Source organism: Roseomonas sp. BN140053, assembly GCF_047690175.1.
Lineage (GTDB): Bacteria > Pseudomonadota > Alphaproteobacteria > Acetobacterales > Acetobacteraceae > Roseomonas.
This window is the reverse complement of record NZ_JBLLEB010000026.1, coordinates 47751-63524: the sequence shown is the minus strand read 5'-3', so window position 1 is coordinate 63524 and position 15774 is coordinate 47751. Positions and strand designations below refer to the sequence as shown.

Genomic DNA, 15774 nt, shown 5'->3' with positions numbered 1-15774 from the left:
CGGGCAGCAGCACGAGGTAGGGTGCGACCAGACCCCATTCCTCATCGGATACGTCGGACGGATAAGCCTTGCGGGTCATCCCGCAAATCTGGACCTCCCCTCAGTCCACAACAGCCTCTAGGCTGCCGTCTCATTCGCAAGGGGAGGGCACCATGCCCGAGATCGTCGTTTTCGCCGCGGCCGGCCGCACCGCCGAACAGAAGCGCGGCCTGATGAAGGACCTCACCGAGGCCATGGTGAAGAATTTCGGGGTGGCCGCCACCTCGGTGACGGTGCAGATCGTGGAATCCGCCCTGGACTCCAAGGCCAAGGGCGGGGTGCCGTTCAGCGAACGCTGAACCGCCGCCGGGCGCGGGCCGCGGCGAAGCGGCCCGTCAGGCCGGCCTCGCCTCCAGCAGGTGGGACACCGCGCCCAGCGCCTCGCGCAGGCTGAACGGCTTGGCCAGGCAGAGCTCCCGCGGCCCCAGCACCCCGAAGGCCGCCACCGTGTCCGGCCGTCCCGTGGCGAAGACCACGGGAATGCCGGGCTTGCGGAGGCGGGCGCAGCGCGCCACGTCCAGACCGTCGAAGCGGCCGGGGAAATGCACGTCGGTCAGCAGCAGGTCGAAGCCGTCCGGCCCGTCCAGCATCGCCATGGCTTCCTCGCCGTCGCTGGCTTCCAGGACTTCGTGATCCGCCTCGGATAGGGCTTCGGCGAGAAGTTCCCGGATGCAGGTCTCGTCCTCGACCAGCAGGATGCGACCTTTTGACAAGAAATCACCAACCCTTCTTCCCGCGCACACCGTTCATCCGGCAACCGTGCAGTACCGTACAGTCTTTAACTCGCTGTAACCCCGGGCTGTCGCAACACGACCGCGTGACGCGCTCGGGCGTCCCGCCCTCCCGGGCGTTCCTTCTCCGGACCGACCGAAGCACCCCATGCACCAGCAGCCCCTGCCTTCCGTGAGCGGAGCCGAGATCGCCGCCTCCGGCCAGGGCCTGCAGGACCTGCACGTGTTCCGCGCGGCCGTGCAGGCCACCCGCATGCCCATGGTGCTCGCCGATCCCAACCTGGCGGACTGCCCGGTGGTGTTCGCCAACCCCGCCTTCTGCGCCCTGACCGGCTACCGGCCCGAGGAAGTGCTGGGCCGCAACTGCCGCTTCCTGCAGGGGCCGGACACCGACCCGGCCGACGTGGAGCGCATCCGCCGCGCCCTAGCCGCGCGCGAAAGCTTCGACGGCGAGGTCTACAACTACCGCAAGGATGGCACGGGCTTCTGGAACGCCCTGCACCTCAGCCCGGTCTTCGACCCGCAAGGGCGGCTGGTCTACGTCTTCGCCAGCCAGATCGACATCAGCGCCCGTAAGGAAGCGGCGCGGCGGCAGGCGCAACGGGCGGAAAGCATCGGCGCCCTGGCCTCCGGCGTGGCGCATGAGTTCAACAACCTGATGACGGTGGTGGTCGGCACGGTGGAACGCGCCGCGGATCTCGCGGCCGATGAACGCCAGGCGAGCTACCTCCGCCGCGCCGACCAGGCGGCCCGGCGGGCCGGCCGGCTGGCGGCGGAACTGCTGGCCCTGGCGCGGCGGCAGTCCGGCGGGGAACAGGCCGTGGACCTCAACGCGCTGGCCCGCGGCGCCGAGGCCCGGCTGGCCGCGGGCAGCCGCCCCGGCGTGCCGCTCCGCCTCTGCCTCGCGGCGGAAGCCCTGCCGGTGCGGCTGGATGCCGGGCAGCTCGAGCTCGTGCTGGCCAACCTCGTGCGCAATGCCACCGAGGCCATCGCCGGGGAGGGCAGCATCACCCTGGCCACCCGGGCGGTGCCGGCGCCGGAAGCGGCGGCGCTGCTGAACGGCAACGAGGCGGTGGAGCTGTCGGTCACCGACACCGGCGCGGGCATGACGCCGGAGGTGCTGGCGCGGGCCACGGAACTGTTCTTCACCACCAAGGGCAATGGCGAGGGCACCGGGCTCGGCCTGTTCCTGGCGCTGGAATTCGTCGACGGCGCTGGCGGCCGGCTGGCCATCAGCAGCACCCCCGGCCGCGGCACGACGGTGCGGCTGGTGTTTCCCCGCGCTGCGCCGAACTAGAGGGGGCGGGAAGGGAGCACCACCCTCCCGCCGAACCGGGGCGGGGACGCCCTGGCCGCCGCCATGCGCGACCCTGGCCTGTGGCGCCGCCCCGACCCGGTCTGGTCCCCCGGCCGCGGCCAGGGCAACACCGCCGGGCACGCGGACGACTGACCGGCGGATCGGGTGGTCCTGGGTTGGCTAGCCGTGGCCAAGGGGGCTCTGCCCCCTTGGAACCCCCGCGAGGAGCTTAGGCTCCTCGACCTCATGAGTGCCTCCGGCGGGGGCGAGTTGGCCCACGTCAGCCCAGTGGACAATGGTGTCCTGGCCCGCCCCCGCCGGAGGCACTCAACGCGGGGTCCGGGGAGTTCGTAACTCCCCGGCTCGGGACAAAGGCTTTGCCTTTGCCCTGGGGTCCAGGAGGCAGAGCCTCCTGGCCACGGCCACGGCCACGGCCACGGCCAGGGCACCCAGACCAGCCCGGACCGCGTCAGCCGGTGCTGCGCGCCAGGGCCGGGCCGAGGGCGGTGCGGAAGCGGTCGATATCCTCGGCGTCGTTGAACACATGGGCGCCGACGCGCAGGGAGTCGCCGCGTTCCGCGATGAACACGCCGTTCTCGGCCAGGGCGGCCACCAGGGTGCCGGCCTGCACGCCCGCGGGCACGCGCAGCCCCAGGATGTGCGGCGGCCGCAGCGCGCGGGGCGTGGGGAGCAGGCCGAAACCGGCAGCCGCCTCGGCCAGGGCATCGGTGCTGGCGCGCAGCCGCTCGCGGATCGCCTCGCGCCCCCAGCCTTCCAGCAGGGCCATGCCGGCCAGCGCCATGGGCAGGGAGACGGGGTTGTAGCGCTGGCCCATGTCGAAGCGCCGCGCGCTGGGCACCGGCGGGCCCAGCCGGCCGTCGAAGAGGGCGGCGCCGCCCACGCGGTTGAAGGCGTGCTGTTCCAGCGGCGTGCCACCCTGCCGCCCCGGCGCGGCGTAGAGGAAGGCCAGCGTATAGGGCCCCAGCAGCCACTTGTAAGTCGGGAACACCAGGAAATCCGCGCCGATCCGCGCCACGTCCACCGGCAGGATGCCCGCGGCCTGGGTGGCGTCCACCACGATCGCCGCCCCCTGCGCCCGCAGCGGTGCAGCCAGCGCTTCGAGGTCGATCAGCGTGCCGTCGGTCCACACCAGCGGCGTCAGCGCCGCGACCCCCACAGGCGGCAGGCCGGGCTGCGCGATGCGCTCCCGCAGCGCACGGGTCCAGTTGCCATCCGCAGGGCGCGGCACCAGGTCCAGCACCGCGCCGCGTTCCTCCGCCAGCCGCGCCCATTCCAACGCCTGCGAAGGGAACTCGCCCTCGATCAGCAGGATGCGCGTGCCGCGCTCCACCGGCAGGTTCGCCGCCGCGGTGGCCACGCCGTAGGCGGCGGAGTGCACGATGGCGATGTCGTCCGCCGTGGCGCCGATGCAGCGGGCGGCGGCGGTACGCACCGCCTCGGCCCGCTCGCGCGTGGCCTCGGGGTCCATGCGCCAGGGCGTGCTCTTGGCCGCCACCCCGGCCTCGCCGGCCTCGCGCACGGCGCGCGGCAGCGGCGTGAAGGCACCGTTGTTGAGATAGGCGACCTCGCGCGGGATCTCGAACAGCTCGCGATGCGAGCGCAGCATCAGCGGATCGGCGGCGAGAACTGCAGCCCGCCCTCCAGCCACAGCCGGTTGCGGCCGCGGTCCACGCCGGTGGGCCCGATGTTGCGCTCCCACATCTCGCCGTAATTGCCCACCTGCTTCACGAGGTCGAAGGCCCAGCTGGCGCCCAGCCCCAGCTGCCGGCCGAGATCGCCCTCCGTGCCCACCAGCCGCCGGATGGCCGGAACCGCGGAAGCCCGCATCGCCTCGGCGTTGTTGCTGGTCACGCCCAGCGCCTCGGCCATCACCGCGGCGTTGTGGGTCCAGCGCACGATCTCGAACCACTGGTCATCGCCCTTGGCGACGGCGCCGCCCAGCGGCTCGGTGCCGATCAGCTCCGGCAGGATCACGAAGCGGTCCGGTCCCAGCGTGCGGCGATGCGCCGACAGCGCGGAGGCATCCTGCGTGATCGCGTCGCAACGGCCGGCGCCGAAGGCCTGCACCATCTCGTTCTGCTGCTCCATCAGCACGGGGGTGAAGCGCAGCTTCCGGGCGCCGAACCAGTCGCTCAGGTTCTGCTCGGCCGTGCCGCCGGCCAGCAGGCACACCGTGGCGCCGTCCAGCTGCTCGGCATGCGCGATGCCCGAAGCCCGGGACACCAGGAAGCCCTGGCCGTCGTAGTAGTTCACCCCCGTGAAGGTCATGCCCAGCGCGGCGTCGCGGCCCAGCGTCCAGGTGGTGTTGGCGAACAGCACGTCCACCTCGCCCGACTGCACCGCGGTGAAGCGGCTCTGCGGCGCCAGCATCACGAAGCGCACCTTGTTCGCGTCGCCCAGCACCGCGGCCGCCACCGCGCGGCAGCTGTCGGCATCGATGCCGCGCATCACCCCGCCGCTGTCGGGCGCCGAGAAGCCGTAGATCGTGCCCAGCACGCCGCAGGACAGCACCCCGCGCGCCCGCACCACCTCCAGCGTCCGGCGCCCCTGCGCCTCCGCCCCGCCCAGGCCGAGCGCGGCCGGCAGCAGCAGCAACAGGGCCGCCAGGGCGGGCAGCACCCCCCGCCGGTGGTGATGGGACGCGTGACGGTTCATGGAACTCCCCGGTGCAGCGATGGGGCCGGAGCATCGGCCGCGCGCCGGAACAAGGCAACGCCCGCGCCGCGCCGGGTGGCTGCTCCGGACGACTCCGGCCAGGGGAAGGCGGCACCTCCGGCCCGAACACCCCCGGCCGGCCGCCGCACCCGTCAACCCGGCAGCGCGTGCCGCGTCGCCGCCATGGAGGGCCGGGCCGCCACCACCGCCGCCCAGCGCGCCAGCCCGTCGCGGCCGTGCCGCCAGTCGCGTTCCGGCCAGCGGAAGTCGAGGTAGCCGAGGGCGCAGGCCGCGGCCACCGCACCGATATCCGCCAGCACCGGCGACAGCGCCGCGGCCTCCGCCGCCAGCCGGTCCAGCCCGGCCTCGATCGCCGCCGCCTGGCGCCGCATCACCGCGCTGGAACGCTCGTTGTCCGGCCGCCGCTCGTCGGCGAAGAGGCGCCCGGCAGCGGTGCTCATCCCGTCCGCCACGCCCTGCAGGGCCAGGGCCTGCCAGCGCGGCTCGCCGGCCGGGGGAAACAGCCGCCCGCCCGCGAGATGGTCGAGATACTCGCAGATCACCGCGGATTCGGCGATCGCCCGCCCGTCCTCGCGCAGCAGCACGGGCACCTTGGCCAGCGGGTTCAGCGCCCGCAGCCCCGCATCCGACCAGGGGTCCACCGGCACCGCCGCGATGCGCGCGCCCAGCCCCAGCTCGATCGCCGCGACCCGCACCTTGCGCGCGAAGGGAGAGGTGGGGGCGAAGAGCAGCCTCACCGCGCCGCACCCCGCGCCGCGGCGGCATTCCCCTGGCCGGCGCAGGCCGGGCGGCCTATGGATGCGCCCGGATGGCGGCTCGGCGTCGCCGTCCGGGGAATGGTGGCGGACGGCGGGCCTGGGTGGCGGAACAGCACGATCACGGCTTCCTGTCGGACGGTGGCGAAATGGGCGCGCGCCTGCGCAGCTTCGGCTGGGCCGGCTTTCCCGCCGCCTCGCCGGAACACTGGCCCCTGGCCCTGCGCAGCGCCGTGGGGCTGATGCTCGGCTCGCGCTTCCCGATGTTCCTGCTCTGGGGCGAAGGCGGCGCCTGCCTGTACAACGACGCCTATATCCCCATGCTCGGCTGCCGCCACCCCGCGGCGCTGGGCCGGCGCTTCCAGGACATCTGGCCCGAAGCCTGGCCCGAGATCGGGCCGCTGATCCGCCGCGCCTATGCCGGGGAGGCCACCTTCTTCCAGGACTTCCCCCTGACGCTGGAACGCAACGGCGCGCCGGAACAGACCTGGTTCACCTTCTCCTATTCCCCGCTGCGCGACGCCGAGGGCCGCATCCCCGGCATGTTCTGCGCCGCGGTGGAAACCACCGGCAAGATGCTGGCCGAAGCCGCCCTGCGCGCGCGCGAGGCTGAGCTGCGCCAGCTGAACGAGACGCTGGAGCGCCAGGTCGCCGAGCGCACGCGCGAGCGCGACCGGGTGTGGCGCAACACCCAGGACCTGCTGGCGGTGTTGGACGCCGACGGCATCTTCCGCGCCGCGAACCCCGCCTGGACCACGATCCTCGGCTACGCGCCGGCCGAGGTGGTGGGCCGCGGCCTGCCCGACTTCCTCCACCCCGAGGACGCGGCGCCGACGCGCGAGTCGCTGCTGCGCGCCGCTCCCGGCGCGGCGCAGCAGTTCGAGAACCGCTTCCGCCACCGCGACGGCGAATACCGCTGGTTCTCCTGGCGCGCGGTGCCGGAAGGCGAGCTGCTCTACGCCAGCGGCCGCCACATCACCGCCGAGAAGCAGCGCGCGGCGGAGCTGGAACTGGCGCAGGACGCGCTGCGCCAGTCGCAGAAGATGGAGGCGGTGGGCCAGCTCACCGGCGGCATCGCGCACGACTTCAACAACCTGCTCCAGGGCATCATCGGCTCGCTCGACCTGGTGCGGAAGCGCCTGGACGGGGGCCGGGCGGCGGAAAGCGGCCGCTTCGTGGATGCCGCCGCCGCCTCGGCGCAGCGCGCGGCGGCGCTGACGCACCGGCTGCTGGCCTTCGCGCGCCGCCAGCCGCTGGACCCCCGCCCGGTGCGCGTCAACGCGCTTGTGGCTTCCATGGAGGAGCTGCTCCGCCGCACCCTGGGCGAGCGCATCGCGCTGGAATTCGTACTCGGCGGCGGGCTGTGGCTGACGCGCTGCGACCAGAACCAGCTGGAAAGCGCGCTGCTGAACCTGGCCATCAACGCCCGCGACGCCATGCCCGCCGGCGGCCGCCTGACGATCGAGACGGCCAATGCCCACCTCGACAGCACCTATGCCGCGCAGCTGCGCGACGTGAAGCCCGGCCAGTATGTCTGCCTCAGCGTCACCGACACCGGCACGGGCATGACGCCCGACGTGGCCGAGCGTGCCTTCGACCCCTTCTTCACCACCAAGCCGATCGGGCAGGGCACCGGGCTGGGGCTGAGCATGATCTACGGCTTCACCCGCCAGTCCGAAGGCTACGCGCGCATCTACAGCGAGTTCGGCCAGGGCACGACGGTGAAGCTCTACCTGCCGCGCTTCCGTGGCGAGGGCGAGGTGGAGGAAGCGCTGCCCGAACTGTCCCCCGCGCACCAGGCGGAGGACGGCGAAACGGTGCTGGTGGTGGAGGACGAGCCCGTGGTGCGCGGCCTGATGCTGGAGGTGCTGCACGAGCTGGGCTACCGCGCCCTGGAAGCGGCGGACGGGCTGGCGGAGCTGGACATCCTGCGCTCCCGCCGTCGCATCGACCTGCTGCTGACCGATATCGGCCTGCCCGGTTTGAACGGGCGCCAGTTGGCGGAAGCGGCGCGGGAAGCCCGGCCGGGGCTGAAGGTGCTGTTCATGACCGGCTACGCCGAGAACGCCACCCTGGCCAGCGGCTTCCTGGAACCGGGCATGGCCATGATCACCAAGCCCTTCGCCATGGAACACATGGCCACCCGCGTGCGCGAGATGATGGAAACCCCCGGCCCCACCCCGGCCGCCTGACAACGCCGACCTGACCACGCGGGCCCGATCATGCCGGTCCCGCGCGCCGCCGGGGATCAGCCGGCGCGGACCCGCACGCGATGCCAGGCGGCGTTGAGGTAGCCCTTGCAGTTCCAGGTGTCGTCCAGTCGCGCCGGCTGAGTCTGGCCGGCGCTGTCCCAGGCCCGCACCGCCAACTCGTGCTCGCCGGGCGGCAACTCCACCACTGCCTGCCAGAAACACCAGCTCCAGGGCGCATCGGCGTCGCATTCCAGCGCGGCCTGCTGCCAGCAGCGGCCGCCGTCCGCCGACACGTCCACCCGGGCGATGCGCCGCGCCGTGGCCACCGCGTAGCCGCGCAGGGTGGCGGGACCGGCCGGCAGCACCGCGAAGGGGGCGGGTTCGCAGATCGCCGCGTTGAGCGGCATCTCCTCGATGGTGTGTCCGGCCGCGGGGTCCGCCGTGGCCGCCGTCACCCCGGGCGGAAACAGCTTGTAGTCCCGCGCCTGCGGCCGGGCGTCGCTGGGCCGGTCCTGCACGGTGATGCCCGTCAGCCACTTCACGCTGCGCACCCCCGCGAAGCCCGGCACCACCGCGCGCAGCGGGAAGCCGTGCGCGGGCGTCAGCGCCTCGCCGTTCATGGCCCAGGCCAGGATCACCTCGGGCGACAGCGCCTTGCGCATCGGGATGGAAGCGCCGAAGCGGTAGCGCTCCCCCTCGGCTTCGCAGTCGTCCGGCGCCGCGAAGGCGACGTGCAGTTCCGCCCCCGTCGCGGCCCCTGCCGCGCGCAGCACCTCGGCCAGGGCCACGCCGGTCCAGGCAGCATAGCCGATGGCGCCCGCCGACCAGGGATCGCCCGACACCGGCCGGACCTGCCGCAGGTCGCCACGCCGGTTGCCGGCGCATTGCAGCACCGCCTGCACCGTGCTGTGCGGGAAATCCCGGCGCAGCGCGTCCGGCGACAGGTCGAGCGGCCGTGCCACCCGCCCGTCCACCCGCAGCCGGTGCGTGGCGGCATCCAGTTGCGGCACGTCGCCGTGGCTGCGCACGTAGAAATCGGATTGCGCGGTCAGGAAGCTGGCGCGCAGGCGGTCCAGCGGCGGCTCGGCGTTGAAGGGCCGGTGCGAATGGACGATCAGGCCGGACCGGGCGCTGCCGCTGTGAACCATGGAGTCGCTCTCCCGCTGCTCACCCGCAACGCGGCAGCGGGGCAGGGGATGGCAGCGCGCGGCCGGTTTCCGGGAAACCGGCCGCGCGTCGCGTCAGGCCGCGTCCTCGCGCCGGTCGCGCGACTTCACGTAGGCGATGGAAGCGTGCTCGGCGCAGTAGGGCCGGCCGCCCGCCGCCTCGGCGGTGCAGAAGCGGAACTCCGGCGTGCCAGGCTCGCCCAGCGGCCAGCAGCAGGAACGCCCGCCCATCCGCTGAAAGGATCGCACCACCGGCGCCGGGGCCGCGCGCGGCGCGGCGGGCCGTTCCGCGCGCACGGCCGCGGGCAGCACCGTCGGCAGCACGGCGGGCGGCGGTGGCGCGGCCTGCGGCTGCGGTGCCTCGACCGGACGACGCGCTTCCGCCGCGGCGGGCGCGGGCTGCGCCGCGCGGGCGGCGCCGTCCTCGCGCCGGATCGGGCTGGGCCGCGCCGACAAGTTCAGCCGGTGTGCCTTGCCCACCACGGCATTCTTGGAAATCCCCATGCGGCGGCCGATCTCCGCCGTGGAGTGCCCCTCCGCCCACAAGGCCTGCAAGGCGTCGATCGCTTCAGCGGTCCACTCCATGAGGGTCTCTCCAATCCCGGCTATCCTACCAGATACGGTAGGTCGCCCCGAGCCGTCCCCACAATATGCGGAACCGTTTTCCACCCGTAAAAGTTGTGGACGGATTGTGGAACCTGGGGAGAACCGTGCCATTGCACGGCACCTTCTCCCGAACTGTTTCAGGACGCGGCACTTCCGGCACATGGCGTGACCGGAAACGCACCGGCGCACGCCATCGCCGTGCCGCCCATCAGAACAGCAGGCCCTTGCGCAGCATCCCGTGCACGCCCTTCTCGCCGTTCACCGTCTGCGTCACGCGGAAATCCACCGCCAGCGAACAGAACTGGTAGGCATCCGCCGCCGACAGGTTGGCGCGCGCACCGATGAAGCTGATCATCTCGCGCAACGCCTGCTTCATCGCGAGGTCGAGGTCCTCGTTCATGCCCATGGTGATGAAATGCGTCGCGGTTTCCGCGCGCGGGAAGCGCAGCACCGGGTCGGCCGCGCCGCCGCCCTTTTCCAGCCCGAGCCGGAAATGCCCGGTCAGGCACATCTCCAGCGCGTTGATGCAGACCTCGCCGTCGCCCTGCACGCCGTGCCCGTCACCCGCCGAGAACATCGCCCCCGCCACGTGCACGGGCAGCATCAGCACCGCCCCTTCGCCCAGCTCCTTGTTGTCGAGGTTGCCGCCATGCGCCCGCGGCTCCTTGGTGGAGATGCGGCCCCATTCCGGCGGCGGTGCGACGCCCATCACGCCGAAGAACGGAGACAGCGGCAGCGTCACGCCCGCGCCCATCGGCAGCCGCGCCGTGCGCGTCTCGCGGTCCACGGGGATGTGCAGCATGCGCGCATAGGGGAAGTCTTCCGGCAGCGTGCCGAACAGCGGGCGGAAGCCGCAGAAGCCCCAGTCGGCGCCCAGCTCGATCTTCTCCACCTCGACGCGCAGCATGTCGCCCGGCTCGGCGCCGCGCACCTCCACCGGCCCGGTCAGGATATGCGGCCCCAGCCGCGCCGGTTCCGTGGCGTGGTAGCGCGTCAGCGCTTCCGGCACGCGCATCCCGGCCTCCGCGGGCGGCAGCGCCTCGGGCCCGCCGGAGATGCATTCCAGCACCACCAGGTCGCCCGGCGCCACGCTGGCCACCGGCGGAAAGGCCGCGTCGAAGGCGCCCCAGCGCACCGTGTCGGGCGTGGCGGAAACGCGGTGCGTGTCGGGCATGGAGGGCACTCCGGGCGTTCAAGCGGCGCGCGGAAGCGCCGGCTTGGCGCAGTATCCCGCAACCCCGCCCGGTTCGGAAAGGCCCGCGCGACACCCGGGCCGCACGGCCCGCCGCGTCAGCCTTCGATGAAGCCGGACCACACGGGGTCCTTGAGCTTGCCCAGGAAACCCGCGTGGCGTTCCAGCTCCTCCGGCGTCGGCACGATCGGGCGCGGCGTGCGGGTGCGCAGCTGGCCGTCGGCGCCGGTGGCGAGCGGCGCCACGTGGCGCTCGGCCAGGCCCAGCACGGGCTGCTTGCCGCCCATCAGCTCCAGGTAGACCTGGCTGAGCAGCTGCACGTCCAGCAGCGCGTTGTGCGAGGTGCGCATGGTGTTGTCGATGCCGTAGCGCCGGCACAGCGCGTCCAGGCTGTTGGGCAGGCCGGGGAAGCGCGTCTTGGCCAGGGCCAGCGTGTCCACCATGCGCGAGCGCGCGATGCGCGGCACGCCGCAGCGGTCGAACTCGTGGTCCAGGAAGTTGAAGTCGAAGGGCGCGTTGTGCGCCACCACCGGGTCGTCGCCCAGGAAGTCCAGCAGCTCGGGAAGGATCTGCGCGAAAACCGGCTTGCCGCGCAGCATCTCGCGCGTGAAGCCGTGCACGCGCGTGGCTTCCTCCGGCACGTCGCGCTCGGGGTCGATCACCCGGTGGAACTCGCGCCCGCTGGGCACGAGGTTGACCACCTCGATCGCCGCCACCTCCAGCACGCGGTCGCCGGTGGCGGGGTCGAGGCCGGTGGTCTCGGTGTCCAGGATCAGGGCGCGGGTCATGCGGGCGGTCTCACCGGGGATGGCGCAAAAGGCGGCGTCAGGGCGACGTCGGTCGGGGGGAACTTGGCCGCGCCGGGCCCCGCCGTGAAGGGTGTCGCGGCGGCGGCGCATGGCCCACCAGCGCCCGCACCGCCCGTTGCGCGGCGTGGCGCGACAGCCCGGTGTGGATGACGTGCTGCGCCCGCCGCCGCTTCTCGGCATCGGGCACCTGCCGCGCCAGGATGGCGGCGAAACGGTCCGGCGTCATGCCCGGGCGGCGCAGCACCCGGGCGCGCTGCACGGCGGCCGGGGCGGTCACCACCACCACCGCGTCCACCCGCCGCTCGCCGCCGGTCTCGAACAGCAGCGGCACGTCCAGCACTACCAGCCGCTCGCCCCGCCGCCGCGCCGCCGCCAGGAAGCGACGCTCCGCCGCGCGCACCAGCGGGTGCATGATGCGCTCCAGCCGCCGCATCGCCGCCTCGTCGCCGATCACGGCGCGGCGCAGCGCTTCGCGGTGCACGGCGGCGCCGCGCGGGGTGTCGCGCACCGTGCCGGGAAAGGCCCGGGCCAGCGGTCCCACGGCGCGGCCGCCCGGCCCTTGCAACGCGTGCACGGCGGCGTCGGCGTCGAACACCGGCACCCCCAGCCGCCGGAAGGCGCGGGCGGCGGTGGACTTGCCCATGCCGATGCTGCCGGTCAGGCCGAGGATGCGCATGCGCAGCCTTCTAGCGGAGCGGGATATCCGCCGCCACGTGCGCCCGCAGCGCCGCGTCCACCACGGGCAGCACGCCGAACCAGTCCCGGAAGCCCGGCCGCGCCTGGTGCAGCAGCATCCCCAACCCGTCCACCGCCCGCAGCCCGCGCGCCCGCGCGCTTCGCAGCAGCGGCGTTTCCAGCGGCACGTAGACGATGTCCGCCACCACCGCCCCTTCCGGCAGGGGCGCGAGGTCCAGCTCCAGCGGCGGCTGCCCGGCCATGCCCAGCGAGGTCGTGTTGACCAGCAGCGCCGCCCCTCGCAGCGCCGCGGGCGGGTCGGCCGCCACCGCGATCCGCCCCGTCCCGGCCGCTTCCAGGTCCCGCGCCAGCACTTCCGCCCGCGCCGCGGTGCGGTTGCACAGCACCACCCGCGGCGCGCCGGCCTCCAGCAGCGCCGTCGCCACCGCCCGCGCCGCGCCGCCAGCGCCCAGCACGGCCGCTGGCCCCGCGGCGGCCTCCCAGCCCGGCGCCTGCTCCCGCACGCTTTCCAGGAAGCCCCAGCCATCGGTGTTGGAGCCGTGGATCAGGCCGTCGCGGAACACCAGCGTGTTCACCGCCCCGGCCCGGCGGGCGGAATCCTCCACCACGTCGCAGCAGGCAAAGGCCGCCTGCTTGTGCGGGACCGTAACGTTGGCCCCGGCGAAGCCCGCCGCCAGGAGGCCGCGCACCGCCTCCGCGAAGCGCTCGGGCGGCACCGGCAGCGGCACATAGGCGCCGTCGATCCCGTGCCGCTCCAACCAGAAGCCGTGCAGCCGCGGCGAGCGCGAATGCCCCACCGGCCAGCCCATCACCCCCGCCACCCGCGCATGCCCCGTCAGCGCCACAGCCGCCATCCCCGAACCCACCCCCTAGTATTGCGGCAGGCGGGATGCCACCAACTGCGCCGGACGCACAGGGTGAAGGAACTCGGCATGGCGCGCGCGCTGAGGGTGGCGGTGCAGATGGACCCGATCGGGGAGATCGACATCAAGGGCGACAGCACCTTCGCCCTGATGCTGGAAGCCCAGCGCCGGGGCCACCAGCTCTGGCACTACCACCCGCGCGACCTGGCGCTGGAATCCGGCCGCGTTTCCGTGCGCGCCCAGCCGGTGGAGGTGCGGCGCGAGCACGGCAACCACCACACCCTGGGCGCCGAGACGGTCCTGGACCTCGGCACCGAGGCGGACGTGGTGCTGATGCGCCAGGACCCGCCCTTCGACATGGCCTACATCACCGCCACCCACCTGCTGGAGCACATCCACCCGAAGACGCTGGTGGTGAACGACCCGGCCTCGGTCCGCAACGCGCCCGAGAAGCTGCTGGTGACGCACTTCCCGGAGCTGATGCCGGACACGCTGATCACCCGCGACATCCGCCGCATCCGCGACTTCCGCGCCAAGCACGGCGACATCATCGTCAAGCCGCTCTTCGGCAATGGCGGCGCCGGTGTGTTCCACCTGCGCCCCGAGGATCCCAACCTCGCCGCCCTGCTGGAACTCTTCGGCGGGCTGTCGCGCGAGCCGCTGATGATCCAGCAGTACCTCCCCGCCGTGCGGCAGGGCGACAAGCGCATCATCCTGGTGGACGGCGAGCCGCTGGGCGCCATCAACCGCGTCCCCGCCCAGGGCGAGGCCCGGTCCAACATGCATGTCGGCGGCCGCCCGGAGAAATCCGAACTCACCCCGCGCGAGCGCGAGATCTGCGCGGCGATCGGCCCGATGCTGCGCGAGCGCGGGCTGATCTTCGTGGGCATCGACGTGATCGGCGACCACCTGACGGAGATCAACGTCACTTCCCCCACCGGCCTGCAGGAGGTCGCCCGCTTCGACGGCGTCCACCTGGAGGAAGCCATCTGGGACGCCATCGAACGCCGCCTCGGCGCCCCCGCCGCGGCGGGCTGAACACCCGTTCCGCCCCGGCGGGCAGAGAGCCCGTCCGGCCGCGCCCGCGGCCCGTTCCGGCCGCCACCGACGCGCCACGGCCGGACCAGTACGGCCCGGCGGTTCACCCCGCCGGCCGCCCGGCCGCGAAACGGCGTCCGCGCTCACGGCACCGGCGCGGCGCCGTCCAGGCTGACCAGGACGCTGCCGCGCAGGCCGCCCAGCAGCCCCGGCGGGATCGCCACCGGCATGCCGCCCACCATCACACCGGCCCGCCCGGCCGGCAGCCCCGCCCATCACCCGAACGGGTGAGGGAACGAGGAATTCCACCCGTCCGCCCGCCGCCCGCACCACCGGAAAACCGGCGCCCCGCGGCCGTTCACCGGGCGGAACGGGTGGGGAAAACGGCCTTCAACTCGCATCCTTCCCCGGGCTGAGGCGTCTCGGGGGACATGGATTTCGACCTCAGCACCGCCCTGCAATCGGTCCACGGCATGGTGAGCGGCTTTCTGGAACGCCTGCCCTACCTGGCCATCGCCCTCCTGGTCTATGCGGCCTTCCACCTCACCGCCAACACGGTGCGAAAACTGGTGACGCGCTTCACCGCGAAGCGCCAGCGGCACCGCAACGTCGGGCTGGTGCTGGGCCGGCTGGCGCAGGGCGGCATCATGCTGCTGGGCGTGATGGTGGGCATGGTGATCGCGCTGCCCTCCTTTCAGCCGGCGCAGCTGATCCAGGTGCTGGGCATCGGCGGCGTGGCCATCGGCTTCGCCTTCCGCGACATCCTGCAGAACTTTCTCGCGGGCATCCTGATCCTGCTGACCGAGCCCTTCCGCATCGGCGACCAGATCCGCGTCAACGACACCGAAGGCACGGTGGAGGAGATCGAGACCCGCGCCACCGCCATCCGCACCTATGACGGCCGCCGCGTCGTGATCCCCAATTCCACGCTGTTCACCGGCACCGTCACGGTGAACACCGCCTTCGAGAAGCGCCGCCTGGACTACGACTTCTCCATCTCCGACGGCGAGGACGTGGAGCGCAAGCGACGCCTGATGATCCAGGCCGTACGCCGCGCCGACAGTGTCCTGTCCGACCCTGCCCCCGAGGTCATGCTGGTCGGCCTGGACGGCGACGGCGTGGTGCTGCGCGCCCGCTGGTGGATCGAACCCCCCAAGGCCCGCGACGTCTTCAGCAGCCGCGACGAAGTCCTCACACAGGTCAAGGCCGCCCTCAACGACGACCGCCGCCGCTCCCAGCCCCGCGCCGCCTGACCCGCTCCCCGGTGGTGCCTGCCTCGGGGTCGGTCGCACTGCGGGGGTGTTCCGGTGGCGGCTGTTTGTCCCTGATGCTCTGGCGTTGGCCAGGGGCGCTGCCCCTGGACCCCGCCGGGGAGTTTAAACTCCCCGGACCCCACGTTGAGTGCCTCCGGCGGGGGCGGGTTGGACAGCGCTGTCCATCATGGCTGCCGTCGGCCATCCCGCCCCCGCCGGAGGCACTCATGAGGTCGAGGAGCCTAAGCTCCTCGCGGGGTGTCCAGAGGGGCGGAGCCCCTCTGGCCGACGCCCGAACACCACGGACCAACCGCGGCCAACAGGACCATCCCCCGCGAGTGCAACCAATCCCGAGGCTGGTACCACCGCAGCGCGGGTGGGGATTGATCGCGGGGGAGGGCGGCGGGAGAATGCGGTTTCCCTTCGGCCCCGTGCCCGGC

Annotated in this window: 16 protein-coding genes; 5 read left to right on the top strand and 11 right to left on the bottom strand. The window is 73.2% G+C overall.

The annotated features are described in order from the left end of the window. Nucleotides 1-79 (bottom strand): transposase (locus tag ACLIBK_RS19085; protein WP_415388209.1); only part of this gene is annotated, 79 nt, incomplete at its 3' end. A 73-nt stretch (nt 80-152) separates the two neighbouring features. Between ACLIBK_RS19085 and ACLIBK_RS19080 the strand changes: the two genes are divergently transcribed. Beyond that, on the top strand, nt 153-338 hold the full coding sequence (locus ACLIBK_RS19080; RefSeq protein ID WP_415388885.1) for a tautomerase family protein: 186 nt from the start codon (nt 153-155) through the stop codon (nt 336-338). A 36-nt stretch (nt 339-374) separates the two neighbouring features. Here the strand turns inward: ACLIBK_RS19080 and ACLIBK_RS19075 are convergent, their stop codons facing one another. Then, nucleotides 375-752 carry a response regulator gene (locus ACLIBK_RS19075; protein WP_415388884.1) on the bottom strand — a complete coding sequence of 126 codons (378 nt, stop codon included), beginning with the start codon at nt 750-752 and terminating at the stop codon, nt 375-377. Between the two features lie 190 nt (nt 753-942). Here ACLIBK_RS19075 and ACLIBK_RS19070 point away from each other — a divergent pair, with 190 nt between their 5' ends. Then, nucleotides 943-2067: a PAS domain-containing protein gene (locus ACLIBK_RS19070; RefSeq protein WP_415388883.1), complete on the top strand. Its 1125-nt coding sequence runs from the start codon at nt 943-945 to the stop codon at nt 2065-2067. Nucleotides 2068-2536: 469 nt separating this feature from the next. Here the strand turns inward: ACLIBK_RS19070 and ACLIBK_RS19065 are convergent, their stop codons facing one another. The 3 genes from ACLIBK_RS19065 to ACLIBK_RS19055 form a co-directional block, all read right to left on the bottom strand. Beyond that, nucleotides 2537-3694 carry an aminotransferase class V-fold PLP-dependent enzyme gene (locus tag ACLIBK_RS19065; protein WP_415388882.1) on the bottom strand — a complete coding sequence of 386 codons (1158 nt, stop codon included), beginning with the start codon at nt 3692-3694 and terminating at the stop codon, nt 2537-2539. Beyond that, complete coding sequence (locus ACLIBK_RS19060) at nt 3694-4743, bottom strand: amino acid ABC transporter substrate-binding protein (protein ID WP_415388881.1); 1050 nt, start codon at nt 4741-4743, stop codon at nt 3694-3696. Before ACLIBK_RS19060 ends, ACLIBK_RS19065 begins: the two co-directional genes overlap by 1 nt. Before the next feature lie 152 nt (nt 4744-4895). Next, complete coding sequence (locus ACLIBK_RS19055; RefSeq protein ID WP_415388880.1) at nt 4896-5501, bottom strand: glutathione S-transferase N-terminal domain-containing protein; 606 nt, start codon at nt 5499-5501, stop codon at nt 4896-4898. A gap of 71 nt (nt 5502-5572) precedes the next feature. On the opposite strand from ACLIBK_RS19055, the gene ACLIBK_RS19050 reads away from it, so the two are divergent. Further along, the gene (locus tag ACLIBK_RS19050) at nt 5573-7711 is read left to right on the top strand and encodes a PAS domain-containing protein (protein WP_415388879.1); all 2139 of its coding nucleotides are present in this window, start codon (nt 5573-5575) and stop codon (nt 7709-7711) included. 56 nt (nt 7712-7767) lie between these two features. Here the strand turns inward: ACLIBK_RS19050 and ACLIBK_RS19045 are convergent, their stop codons facing one another. The 6 genes from ACLIBK_RS19045 to ACLIBK_RS19020 all read right to left on the bottom strand — a co-directional run bounded on the left by ACLIBK_RS19045 (nt 7768) and on the right by ACLIBK_RS19020 (nt 13025). Continuing rightward, the gene (locus tag ACLIBK_RS19045) at nt 7768-8859 is read right to left on the bottom strand and encodes a molybdopterin-dependent oxidoreductase (RefSeq protein ID WP_415388878.1); all 1092 of its coding nucleotides are present in this window, start codon (nt 8857-8859) and stop codon (nt 7768-7770) included. Between the two features lie 93 nt (nt 8860-8952). After that, nucleotides 8953-9462, bottom strand: a complete 510-nt coding sequence (locus ACLIBK_RS19040) for a GcrA family cell cycle regulator (protein WP_415388877.1) — start codon at nt 9460-9462, stop codon at nt 8953-8955. Between the two features lie 229 nt (nt 9463-9691). Next, nucleotides 9692-10657: an acetamidase/formamidase family protein gene (locus tag ACLIBK_RS19035; RefSeq protein ID WP_415388876.1), complete on the bottom strand. Its 966-nt coding sequence runs from the start codon at nt 10655-10657 to the stop codon at nt 9692-9694. Nucleotides 10658-10773: 116 nt separating this feature from the next. Beyond that, nucleotides 10774-11463, bottom strand: a complete 690-nt coding sequence (gene dnaQ / locus ACLIBK_RS19030) for a DNA polymerase III subunit epsilon (RefSeq protein WP_415388875.1) — start codon at nt 11461-11463, stop codon at nt 10774-10776. Between the two features lie 37 nt (nt 11464-11500). Continuing rightward, the gene (coaE, locus tag ACLIBK_RS19025; protein ID WP_415388874.1) at nt 11501-12160 is read right to left on the bottom strand and encodes a dephospho-CoA kinase; all 660 of its coding nucleotides are present in this window, start codon (nt 12158-12160) and stop codon (nt 11501-11503) included. Nucleotides 12161-12170: 10 nt separating this feature from the next. Beyond that, nucleotides 12171-13025, bottom strand: a complete 855-nt coding sequence (locus ACLIBK_RS19020; RefSeq protein WP_415388873.1) for a shikimate dehydrogenase — start codon at nt 13023-13025, stop codon at nt 12171-12173. Nucleotides 13026-13112: 87 nt separating this feature from the next. Here ACLIBK_RS19020 and gshB point away from each other — a divergent pair, with 87 nt between their 5' ends. Then, on the top strand, nt 13113-14081 hold the full coding sequence (gene gshB / locus ACLIBK_RS19015; protein ID WP_415388872.1) for a glutathione synthase: 969 nt from the start codon (nt 13113-13115) through the stop codon (nt 14079-14081). A gap of 431 nt (nt 14082-14512) precedes the next feature. Continuing rightward, nucleotides 14513-15334: a mechanosensitive ion channel family protein gene (locus tag ACLIBK_RS19010; protein WP_415388871.1), complete on the top strand. Its 822-nt coding sequence runs from the start codon at nt 14513-14515 to the stop codon at nt 15332-15334. Nucleotides 15335-15774 lie beyond the last annotated feature (440 nt).